This window comes from Methylibium sp. (genome assembly GCF_013817365.1).
Taxonomy (GTDB): Bacteria; Pseudomonadota; Gammaproteobacteria; order Burkholderiales; family Burkholderiaceae_C; genus Methylibium.
Window position 1 is genome coordinate 1 of the sequence record NZ_JACDCU010000101.1, and the last position, 10,253, is coordinate 10,253.

Annotated in this window: 11 protein-coding genes; 7 read left to right on the forward strand and 4 right to left on the reverse strand. The window is 67.8% G+C overall.

Features of this window, described 5'->3' with window-relative positions:
• Nucleotides 1–935, forward strand: a 935-nt coding sequence (locus H0W38_RS08415; RefSeq protein WP_292452849.1) for a methyl-accepting chemotaxis protein, incomplete at its 5' end; no start/stop codon positions are given.
• Nucleotides 936–1,025: 90 nt separating this feature from the next.
• On the opposite strand, the gene H0W38_RS08420 is transcribed toward H0W38_RS08415, so the two are convergent.
• Nucleotides 1,026–1,883: a fumarylacetoacetate hydrolase family protein gene (locus H0W38_RS08420; RefSeq protein WP_292452851.1), complete on the reverse strand. Its 858-nt coding sequence runs from the start codon at nt 1,881–1,883 to the stop codon at nt 1,026–1,028.
• A gap of 71 nt (nt 1,884–1,954) precedes the next feature.
• Between H0W38_RS08420 and H0W38_RS08425 the strand changes: the two genes are divergently transcribed.
• The 6 genes from H0W38_RS08425 to H0W38_RS08450 all read left to right on the forward strand — a co-directional run bounded on the left by H0W38_RS08425 (nt 1,955) and on the right by H0W38_RS08450 (nt 6,835).
• Complete coding sequence (locus tag H0W38_RS08425; RefSeq protein ID WP_292452852.1) at nt 1,955–3,283, forward strand: class I SAM-dependent methyltransferase; 1,329 nt, start codon at nt 1,955–1,957, stop codon at nt 3,281–3,283.
• A 5-nt stretch (nt 3,284–3,288) separates the two neighbouring features.
• Complete coding sequence (locus H0W38_RS08430) at nt 3,289–3,612, forward strand: DUF1840 domain-containing protein (RefSeq protein WP_292452854.1); 324 nt, start codon at nt 3,289–3,291, stop codon at nt 3,610–3,612.
• A gap of 117 nt (nt 3,613–3,729) precedes the next feature.
• On the forward strand, nt 3,730–4,377 hold the full coding sequence (locus H0W38_RS08435) for a YbhB/YbcL family Raf kinase inhibitor-like protein (RefSeq protein WP_292452855.1): 648 nt from the start codon (nt 3,730–3,732) through the stop codon (nt 4,375–4,377).
• Complete coding sequence (locus tag H0W38_RS08440; protein WP_292452856.1) at nt 4,377–5,084, forward strand: histidine phosphatase family protein; 708 nt, start codon at nt 4,377–4,379, stop codon at nt 5,082–5,084. The genes H0W38_RS08435 and H0W38_RS08440 overlap by 1 nt, the downstream gene beginning before the upstream one ends.
• A gap of 8 nt (nt 5,085–5,092) precedes the next feature.
• Nucleotides 5,093–6,244 (forward strand): DSD1 family PLP-dependent enzyme, encoded by a 1,152-nt coding sequence (locus tag H0W38_RS08445; protein ID WP_292452858.1) that lies wholly within the window; start codon nt 5,093–5,095, stop codon nt 6,242–6,244.
• An 87-nt stretch (nt 6,245–6,331) separates the two neighbouring features.
• Complete coding sequence (locus tag H0W38_RS08450; RefSeq protein ID WP_292452860.1) at nt 6,332–6,835, forward strand: copper chaperone PCu(A)C; 504 nt, start codon at nt 6,332–6,334, stop codon at nt 6,833–6,835.
• A gap of 123 nt (nt 6,836–6,958) precedes the next feature.
• Here the strand turns inward: H0W38_RS08450 and ruvB are convergent, their stop codons facing one another.
• The 3 genes from ruvB to H0W38_RS08465 all read right to left on the reverse strand — a co-directional run.
• On the reverse strand, nt 6,959–8,020 hold the full coding sequence (ruvB, locus tag H0W38_RS08455; RefSeq protein WP_292452862.1) for a Holliday junction branch migration DNA helicase RuvB: 1,062 nt from the start codon (nt 8,018–8,020) through the stop codon (nt 6,959–6,961).
• A gap of 86 nt (nt 8,021–8,106) precedes the next feature.
• A complete protein-coding gene (locus H0W38_RS08460; protein ID WP_292452864.1) occupies nt 8,107–9,294 on the reverse strand; it encodes an ATP-binding protein in 1,188 nt (395 codons plus the stop codon).
• Nucleotides 9,295–9,303: 9 nt separating this feature from the next.
• Nucleotides 9,304–10,253: SDR family oxidoreductase (locus H0W38_RS08465; protein ID WP_367161770.1), on the reverse strand; the 950-nt coding region annotated here is incomplete at its 5' end.

Consider the following 10,253-nt stretch of genomic DNA (forward strand, 5'->3'; position numbering starts at 1 on the left):
GGCTGGGCTGGGCGGTGCGGCGCAGCGTCAAGGCGCCGGTCGAGCAGGTGGTCGAAGCGGTGACGCGCATTGCCAAGGGCGACCTCGTCACCAAGATCAGCTCCACCGGCCGCGACGAGATCGCCTGGTTGAACTACGAACTCAACACCATGCGCAAGAAGCTGCAGTCGACCATCGCCGACGTGCGCGCCTCTGCCGAGCAAGTGGCGCTGGCCTCGAGCGAGATCGCCTCGGGCAACGCCGACCTGTCCACCCGCACCGAGAGCCAGGCCAGCGGCCTGCAGCAGACCGCCAGTTCCATGGAGCAGCTGACTGCCACCGTGCGTCAGAACGCCGACAACGCCCAGCAGGCCAACCAGTTGGTCACCACGGCGAGCAGTGTGGCCGGCCGAGGCGGCGAAGTGATGAGCCAGGTGGTCTCGACGATGACCGAGATCAACGCCAGCGCACGCAAGATCGCCGACATCATCGGCGTGATCGACGGCATCGCTTTTCAGACCAACATCCTCGCGCTCAATGCTGCCGTCGAAGCAGCACGGGCCGGCGAGCAGGGCCGCGGCTTCGCGGTGGTCGCCGGCGAAGTGCGCTCGCTCGCCCAGCGCAGCGCGGCGGCGGCCAAGGAGATCAAGACGCTGATCGAGGACTCGGCCGGCAAGGTCAATACCGGCGCCAAGCTGGTCGATCAGGCCGGCGCGACGATGAGCGAGATTCTTTCGAGCGTGCGCCAGGTGACGCACATCATGGGCGAGATCAGCGTGGCCAGCCGCGAGCAAAGTGCCGGCATCGAGCAGATCAACCGCCAGGTCGAGCAGATGGACGGCATGACGCAGCAGAACGCTGCGCTGGTCGAGCAGGCCGCCGCGGCTGCCACCTCGCTGCACGAGCAGTCGCACAAGCTGACCGATGCAGTGAAGGTGTTCAAGCTGGCGGCCTGAAGCCGCGACAGACAGCGCCATCGCGCCAGCCGTTGCGAAGCAAGGCCCGCGCCGTTTCGGCCTGCGAAGACAGCGGCGATCGCGCCCGCCTCACTCCTGAACCACCGCCTGCCGCTGCGATCCCAGGCCGTCGATTCCCAGCGTCACCACATCGCCGGCCTTCAGATACTGCGGCTGCGGCTTCATGCCCATGGCCACGCCGGGCGGTGTGCCGGTGGCGATCACGTCGCCGGGCAGCAGGGTCATGCAGCGGCTCACGTAGCTGACCAGCGCCGCCACGCCGAACACCATGGTGGCGGTGGTGCCACGCTGGCGAGGCTGGGCGTTCACGTCGAGCCACAGGGCGAGCGCCTGCGGGTCGGGTACCTCGTCGGCCGTCACGAGCCAAGGACCGATCGGGCCGAAGGTGTCGAAGCCCTTGCCCTTGTCCCAGGTGCCGCCGCGCTCCATCTGCCAGGCGCGATCGCCCACGTCGTTGACTACGCAGTAGCCGGCCACGTGGGCCAGGGCTGCGGCCTCGGACACGTTCTTCGCGGTCTTGCCGATGACGACGCCGAGCTCGACCTCCCAATCCACCTTCTGCGCGTCGGGCGGCATCTCGATCGGGTCATCCGGCCCGCTGATGGAGGTGGTCGCCTTCATGAAGACGATCGGCTCGCTGGGCACCGGCAGGCCGGCCTCCGCGGCGTGGTCGCGGTAGTTCAGGCCGATGCCGACGAACTTGCTGATGCCGGTGAAGGGCACGCCCAGGCGCGGCGTGCCGCGCACGCGCGGCAGGGCGGTGGCATCGAGCCGGCGCAGGCGAGCCAGGCCGGCAAGGCCGAGCGCCGGCAGATGAAGACCACCTGAACCCGGGGGCAACACGCTGGACAGGTCACGCAGCGTTCCCTGAGAGTCGATCAGGCCGGGTTTCTCGCGCCCGGCGCGGCCATAGCGAACCAGTTTCATCGTCGGGCTCTTCAATTGCTGGGCCTGCGAGTGTGCCCTGCGCAACGCCGGGTGACCCGGTGGGGACTGCCATGCTCACATTGCCCAATACAGTGCCGGCCCGCGGCGGCACGGACGCCATCGCCGAGCGCCTCGCGGCGCGCCTGGAGCGCCTGCCGGTGCCGACCGCGCTGCTGCTGCCCAATGGCGCTCGGCTCGGCCCGGCGACGTCGCGGGTGGTGCTCGGACTCAACGACGCCGGCCTGCTGAGCCTGTTGGCTCGCGGCCAACTGGGCGCGCTGGCCGAGGCCTACGTGGACGGTCGGCTCGAGCTCGATGGCAGCCTGCGCGACATCTGCACCGTCGGGGCGGACCTGCTGCCGGCCGACCCGGTGATTGCGGCCACGCTGAACGGTCCGGCCCGCTTCGTGAGCCGCCTCCTGAGCCCGATGCGCTCGCGGCTGCGCCACAGCGCACCGCGCGACCGGGCGCAGATCGCGTTTCACTACGACGTCTCCAACGACTTCTATGCCCTCTGGCTCGATCCGCGGCGTGTTTATTCGTGCGCTTACTGGCCGCGCGGCGTGGTCACGCTGGCCAAGGCCCAGGAGGCCAAGCTCGAGCTGATCTGCCGCAAGCTGATGCTGCGCCCGGGTGAGCGGCTGCTCGATATCGGCGCCGGTTGGGGCGCACTTCTGCTTTGGGCGGCTGAGCGGCACGGCGTGAGGGCGCACGGCATCACCTTGTCCAAAGAGCAGCATGCTCACATGCAGCAGTTGATCGATGCACGCGGGCTGCGCGGGCGTGTGACGGTGGCGCTGTGCGATTACCGCGAATTGTCGGAGACCGAGCCCTACGACAAGATTGCCTCGGTGGGCATGTTCGAGCACGTCGGCGTGGCGCGGCTGACCGGCTATTTCGCGAAGATCCACCGCCTGCTCAAGCCGGGCGGCCTGCTGCTCAACCACGGCATCAGCGCGGGCGGCCTGTACAACCGCGAGCTCGGCGCCGGCATCGGCGATTTCGTGGGGCGCCATATCTTTCCGGGCGGCGAGCTGGTGCACATTTCGCAAGTCATGGCCGCGATGGCCGAGGCGGGCCTGGAAGGGCTGGACATGGAGAACCTTCGCCCGCATTACGCACGCACACTGTGGGCGTGGAGCGATGCGCTGGAGGCCCGGCTCAAGCTCGCGCGCCGGCTCACAACGGAGCCTGTCGTGCGGGCCTATCGGCTCTACCTGGCCTTCAGCGCCCTGGGTTTCGAGCGCGGCTGGATGTCGCTGCATCAGGTGCTGGCCAGCCGGCCGAGCGGGCGGCCGCAGGACGGCCCGATGCGGGGGGCACAATCGGCGCACCCCTTCCAGCGCGATCATTTCGCCCTGAATCCCGGCATGGATCTTCCCCTGCAATCGCGAGGCTGAAAACGATGCTCTACAAGTTCAAAAGCAAGAACAGCGGCGACCTGATCATGACCGGCCCGGTCGGCGATGCGGTGCTGCGCACCATGGGAAAGGAGCCGGCGCCCAAGGGCATCCTCGAGCCGGCCGACATGCCCGGTGCCTTGCAGGCGCTGGAAGCGGCCATCGCTGCGGACGAGGCCGCCCGCGAGCAGGCCGAAGCCGAGGCCCGGGCCGAAGGCCGCAAGCTGCCGCCGCAGGGCGGCGTCAGCCTGCGCCAGCGTGCTTGGCCGATGGTCGAGATGATCAAACGCGCGCACCAGGCCGACGTCGAGATCGTCTGGGGCGTCTGAGGAAGCCCTTCGAAAACATCGCCGCCGCCGCGGCCGTTGCGAAGCAAGGCAGCTGCGGTCTCGACCTGCGGATTTCCCCTCTCTGAAGTTTTTCGTTCGTCAACTGAGGAGCCGGATTTGAAACTCACCAGCGCAAGCTGGGCCGACGGCGGCCCGATCCCCGAAAAATTTGCAGCCGGTCGGCCTGAGGCGGCGAGCACCGTCGCTTTTTCCGACAACGTGTCGCCGCAGCTCGGGTGGAGCGATCTGCCGGCCGGCACCCGCAGCCTGGCGCTGATCTGCCACGACCCCGACGTGCCGAGCCGCGGCGACGACGTGAACCAGCCCGACCGCGAGGTGCCGGCCAGCCTGCCGCGCATCGATTTTTTCCACTGGGTGCTGGTCGATCTGCCCCCCACCTTCACGCAATTGGCCGAGGGCGAGTTCAGCCACGGCTTCACGCCGCGCGGCAAGCCCGGCCCGGCCAGCCTGCACGGTGCACGCCAGGGCCTGAACGACTACACCGGCTGGTTCGCCGGCGACGCCGAGCGCGCCGGCGACTACCACGGCTACGACGGCCCGTTCCCGCCCTTCAACGACGCCATCCCGCACCGCTACGTCTTCACGCTTTACGCACTCGATGTCGCGCGGCTGCGGGTGGAAGGCAGCTTCACCGGCGCTCAGGTGCGCTCCACGATCGAAGGTCATGTGCTCGGCGAGGCCCGCTTCAGCGGCACCTACACGCTCAACCCCCGCCTGCGAAACCCAGACGGGGGTGCCGCCTGATGCCGCAGACCGAGGCCACCCGCATCCTCGCCATCCGACACGGCGAGACCGACTGGAACGTCGGCACCCGCATCCAGGGACAGCTCGACGTGGCCCTCAACGACAAGGGGCGATGGCAGGCCGTGCGTGTCGCGCAGGCGGTGGCCGAGGAGGGCATCGACGTGATCTATGCCAGCGACCTGGTTCGGGCTTTCGATACCGCGCAGGCCATCGGTGCGGCGATCGGCATCGAGGTGCGGCCCGACGTCGGGCTGCGCGAGCGGGGCTTCGGCCGTTTCGAAGGCGAAACCTGGGCCGCCATCGAGGCGAACTTCCCGTCCGACAGCGCGCGCTGGCGAGCCCGCGACCTGGAGTTCGCCCCAGAGCGCGGCGAAACGCTGCGCGTCTTTTATGCGCGCGTGGTGGCCACGGCCGAGCGCCTCGCTGGCGCGCACCCGGGCCGGACCGTTGCGTTGGTCGCGCATGGCGGCGTGATGGACTGCCTCTACCGCGCCGCAGCGCGCGTCGATCTGGCTGCGCCGCGCACCTGGCAACTCGGCAATGCGGCCGTCAACCGGCTGCTCTACACGCCCGAGGGCTTCACGATCGTCGGTTGGAGCGACACCTCGCACCTCGATGGTCGGGTGCACGACGAATTCAGCGACGGCGGAGTCGGCGGCGCCCCTTCGCTCATCCCCTCGGCCGACAAAGTCGGCCATGCCGCCTGAGGACTGAAATGCGCCCCGCACCTGCCGCTATCGGAGACTCGGTCGCCGCCATCGACACGCCGGCGCTGGTCGTCGATCTCGATGCCTTCGAGCGCAATCTGCAGACCATGGCTGACTTTGCGCGCGCGCACGGCGTGAAGCTGCGGCCGCACGCCAAGATGCACAAGTGCGCGGCCATCGCGCTGCGCCAGATGGCGCTGGGCGCCGTGGGCGTGTGCGTGCAGAAGACTGGCGAGGCCGAGGCGCTGGCGGCAGCCGGCGTGAGCGATATCTTCGTCAGCAATGAAGTGATTGCGCCGGCCAAGCTGGCGCGGCTCGCTGCGCTGGCACGGCGGGTGAGGCTGGCGATCACGGTGGACAGCGCGCTCGGCATCGACCGGCTGGCCCGGGCCGTGAAGAACGCCGGCAGCACGGTGGACGTGTTCATCGAGATCGATGTCGGCCAGGGTCGCTGCGGGGTGTCGCCTGAGCAAGCCGCTGCGCTGGCGCGGCAGGTTGATGCGCATGCGCTCCCACCCGGCCCCGCCGGCGCCGGCCTGCATCTGACCGGGCTGCAGGCCTATCACGGCAGCGCCCAGCATTACCGCAGCGCAGCCGAGCGCGCGGCAGCTGTCGAGCAGGCGGTCGCCATCGTGAGCGCGGCGCGTGCAGCGATCAGCGCTGCCGGCATCGACGCCCCGCTAATCGTGACGGGCGCCGGCAGCGGCACATTCATGCTCGAAGCCGGCAGCGGCGTCTACGGCGAACTGCAGCCCGGCAGCTACGCCTTCCTCGACGCCGACTACGCACGCAACACCCCGCATCCCGACGCACCGCGCTTCGAGCACGCGCTCTTCGTCAAGGCCCAGGTCATGAGTGCGAGCGCCGCGCATGTCGTGGTCGATGCGGGCCACAAGTCGCATGCCATCGAGTCGGGCCTGCCGACCGTGTGGCAGCGCGAGGGCCTGCAGGTCGTCGGCGCCAACGACGAGCATTGCATGCTGAAGCCACGCGTCGAAGTCGCCGCACTGCCCGCGCTCGGCGACACGCTCTGGCTGGTGCCCGGCCATTGCGACCCGACCGTCAACCTGCACGATCACCTCATCGCCGTGCGCGGCGGGCTGGAGTGCGGCGCGGTCGAGGCGGTGTGGACCGTGGACGCGCGGGGGCGGCTCGATTGATTCGTCGTGCGCGGCCCCGTGGTCGACCTGTTCCCGGTCGGCTGGTGGGGCGGTAGAACACGGCCTGCTGAGGGCAAAATCGCTCGAATGAAGATTCCCCTCTTTCGCGGCGCCATGGTGGCGATCTGCGTCGCGCTTGGCGCACCCGTGGCCCTTGCACACGACTATCAGGTCGGCGCCATCCGGATAGATCATCCCTGGGCGCGGCCCACGGTGGCCGGGCAGATGACCGGCGGCGGCTACCTCCAACTCGAGAACCGCGGCAAGACCGCCGACCGGCTGGTCTCCGTCAGCAGCACGGCGGCCGAGCGTGTCGAGCTGCACACCATGAAGCTCGACGGTGACGTCATGCGCATGCGCCAGCTCGACGCCATCGAGTTGCCCCCGGGCGGCAGCGTCGAGCTCAGGCCGGGCGGCGACCATCTCATGCTTGTGGGACTGAAGGCGCCGCTCGAGCTGGGCAAGAGCATCCCGCTGAAGCTCACGTTCGAACGGGCCGGTGACGTGATGGTCGAGGTGAAGGTCGAGAAAGCACCTGCTTCCACTGCGGCGGCTCCTGCTGCCGAACACGCGGACCACCACAAGCATTGACAAGCTCGAGCACGCACCGGCGCCGCAGGGAGGGCCCTAACGCGTCGTCCACGGCGAGGTACCGGCTCGCTGGGGGCTTTGGCTATCGCAAAGGCTGCCACGTTCAGCAGCGCAAGCAGAGCCTCAGCCGAACAGTCCTGTCGAGGCCGCCGGCGGCGTCACGCCGAGGTGGCGGTAGGCCGCCAGCGTGGCGATGCGCCCGCGCGGCGTGCGCTGCAGGTAGCCCTGCTGGATGAGGTACGGCTCGATCACGTCTTCGATGGTGCCCGGCTCCTCGCCAATGGCCGCGGCCACGTTGTCCAGACCGACCGGCCCGCCGTCGAAGCGGTGGATCACCGCTTCGAGCAGCTTGCGGTCCATCACGTCGAAGCCCTGCGGGTCGACGTCGAGCATCTTCAGCGCCTTGTCGGCGGTAGCCAGATCGATGCGGCCGTTGCCCTTGACTTCGGCGTAGTCGCGTACGCGGCGCAGCAGCCGGTTGGCGATGCGCGGCGTGCCGCGAGAGCGGCGCGCGATCTCTTGCGCGCCGTCGGTTTCGGTCGGCACGTTCAGCAAGCCGGCCGAGCGGGTGACGATGCGCGCAAGTTCCTCGACCGTGTAGAACTCCAGCCGCGCGACGATGCCGAAGCGGTCGCGCAGCGGGTTGGTCAGCATGCCGGCGCGCGTGGTTGCGCCGACGAGCGTGAAGGGCTGCAGCTCCAGCTTGATCGAGCGCGCCGCGGGGCCCTCGCCGATCATGATGTCGATCTGGTAGTCCTCCAGCGCGGGGTACAGGATTTCCTCGACCACTGGCGAGAGGCGGTGGATCTCGTCGATGAAGAGCACGTCGTTCTTCTCGAGGTTGGTGAGGATCGCAGCCAGGTCCTTGGGCTTTTCCAGCACCGGCCCGGAGGTCTGGCGCAGGTTCACGCCGAGCTCGGCGGCGATGATGTGAGAGAGCGTCGTCTTGCCCAGCCCCGGCGGGCCGAACAGCAGCACGTGGTCCATCGCCTCGCCGCGTTTCTTGGCTGCACCGATGAAGATTTCGAGTTGCTCGCGTGCCTTGACCTGGCCGACGTACTCCGCCATGCCCTTGGGGCGCAGCGCGCGCTCCACGGCCTCTTCATTGGGTGATACCGGCGCGGCGTTGAGGACGCGCCGCGGCATCGCCGAGGCCGGTGTGAAATCGTCGGTCTGGATGCTCATGGCGCGATTGTGCGGGAGTGATGCGCAGGCAAGAATCGCCGCACTTCGCAAGAGAGCAGCGACGTATCCCTCTTCGATAGGCAAGCTCACGGCCGTCTGAAGTCGGGAACAGTCCGCATCAAGAACTCGTCGAAAAGCGGCACGGTGAACGCCATGTCGCCGTGCGCGGGGCTGTAGACCATGCCCTTCTTGATCAGCTTGGCGCGTACCGGGCCCAGGCTGTTGACCTTGACGCCGAGCATGTCTGCGATATCGCCCGTGCGGTGCGCTTGCGATCCGAGTTCCGCCATCGCGCGCAGGAAATTTTTCTCGCTTGGCGTGAGGCGCTCGTAGCGAACGCGGAAGAAGTTCTGGTCGAGCCGCACGACGACGCTGGCAGTCGCATGGCGAATCGTGTCGAGCGTGATCGGGCTTGCCTTGGCGACATTCCAAGCTTGGTATCCCCATTCCTGGACGAAATACGGGTAGCCCCTGGTCAGTCGAAAAACCTCGGTCAGCGCGTCGCCCTCGAAAGTCACGCCGGCGGCTTGCGCCGGGTCCTGCAAGGCTTTTGCGGCATCGTCCGGAGCCAGCGCGCCGATGTTCGGGAAGTTGAACAAGCGCTCCGCGTACGACTTCGATTCACCAGCCAATCCGGGCAGGATCGGCAACCCCGCGCCGAGCAGCAGGATCGGCAACTGGCGCTGCTGCACCTTGTGCATCGCCATGATCAGCGCGCCCAGTTCCTTGTGGTTGAAGTACTGGATCTCGTCGATGAACACTCCGACTGCGCTCTTGCGCTCGAGCGCTGCTTCGCCGACGGCGACGAACAGGTCGGGCAGATCGATCTCGAGATCGCCGCTGTCGGCAGTGCCCCGTTCGGATTCGATGTCCAGCCCGATGTTCAAGTCGTCGACACTGACCTTGATCGAGCCGACGAAACTGCGCAGCACCGCCAACGCGCGCTTGACCTTGTCGCCGGCGCCGGCAACGCGGTCCAGGTCGAACAGCACCTTGCGCATGAAGGGAGCCAGTGACACACCGAGCCGCTTGTCCTCGCTCGCCTCCACGGAAATCGTTCGGTATCCCGCCGCGAGGGCCAAGCGTTCGATCTCGTTGAGCAGCACGGTTTTGCCGACACCCCGCAAGCCGGTCAGCAGCAAGCTTTTTTCGGGTCGCCTTGCCGCGATGCGGCCAAGCAGCACGCGCGCTTCCGAAAGGACGGGATCCCGGCCAACGAGTTCGGGAGGGGGAGAGCCGGCGCCGGGAGAGAACGGGTTCTTGATTGGGTCCATGTCCAGACTCTAACAAGTTCTACACATGTATAGCTTATTTGCTGTATACAGTAGTAGAACTGAGTAGAGCGAATCTTTTGCTGCCCGCTCAACCGGGTGTCCGCCGCAGGCCTCAATCCACAAAGAAATCCGGCACGAACTCCTCGTCCCCGGCGTCACGCTGTACTTCTCCAGATCGGTGATGCCGTGCTGCGCCAGCAGCGTGTCGTCGATGAAGAAGTTGCCGGTCGTCGTCTTCGCGTCGCTGGTCAGGACCAGATAGGCGGCATCGGCCAGGATCTCAGGCGTGCGGCACTTGGCGATGTCCAGGCCGGGAATCATCTGCAGCGCCGCGGTGGCGATGGCGGTACGCGGCCACAGGCTGTTGACGCCGATGCCGTAGGGCTCGAACTCCGCGGCATGGCCGAGCGTGCACTCGCTCATCCCGTACTTGGCCATCGTGTAGGCCACGTGGTTCTTGAACCAGTGCGGCTTCATCGACAGCGGTGGCGACATGTTGAGCACCATCGGGTTGCGGCCGGCTTCGGCGCTCTTGATGAGCTGCGCCAGGCAGGCCTGGGTGCACAGGTAGGTGCCGCGCACGTTGACGCCGAACATCAGGTCGAAGCGCTTCATCGGCGTGGCGTGCGTCGGCGTGAGGCTGATCGCGCTGGCGTTGTTGACCAGGATGTCGATGCCGCCGAAGCGCTCGGCCGTCTGCGCCACCGCGGCGAGCACGCTGGCCTCGTCGCGGATGTCGCCGGCGATCGGCAGGGCCTGGCCGCCGGCAGCTTCGATCTCTTCGGCGGCGCTGTAAATCGTGCCGGGCAGCTTCGGGTTGGCCTCGGTGGTCTTGGCGATCAGCGCGATGTTGGCGCCGTCGGCCGCCGCTCGCTTGGCGATGGCCAGGCCGATGCCGCGGCTGGCGCCGGTGATGAAGAGCGTCTTGCCTTTGAGGTTCATGGAATCTCCTGGTGCAG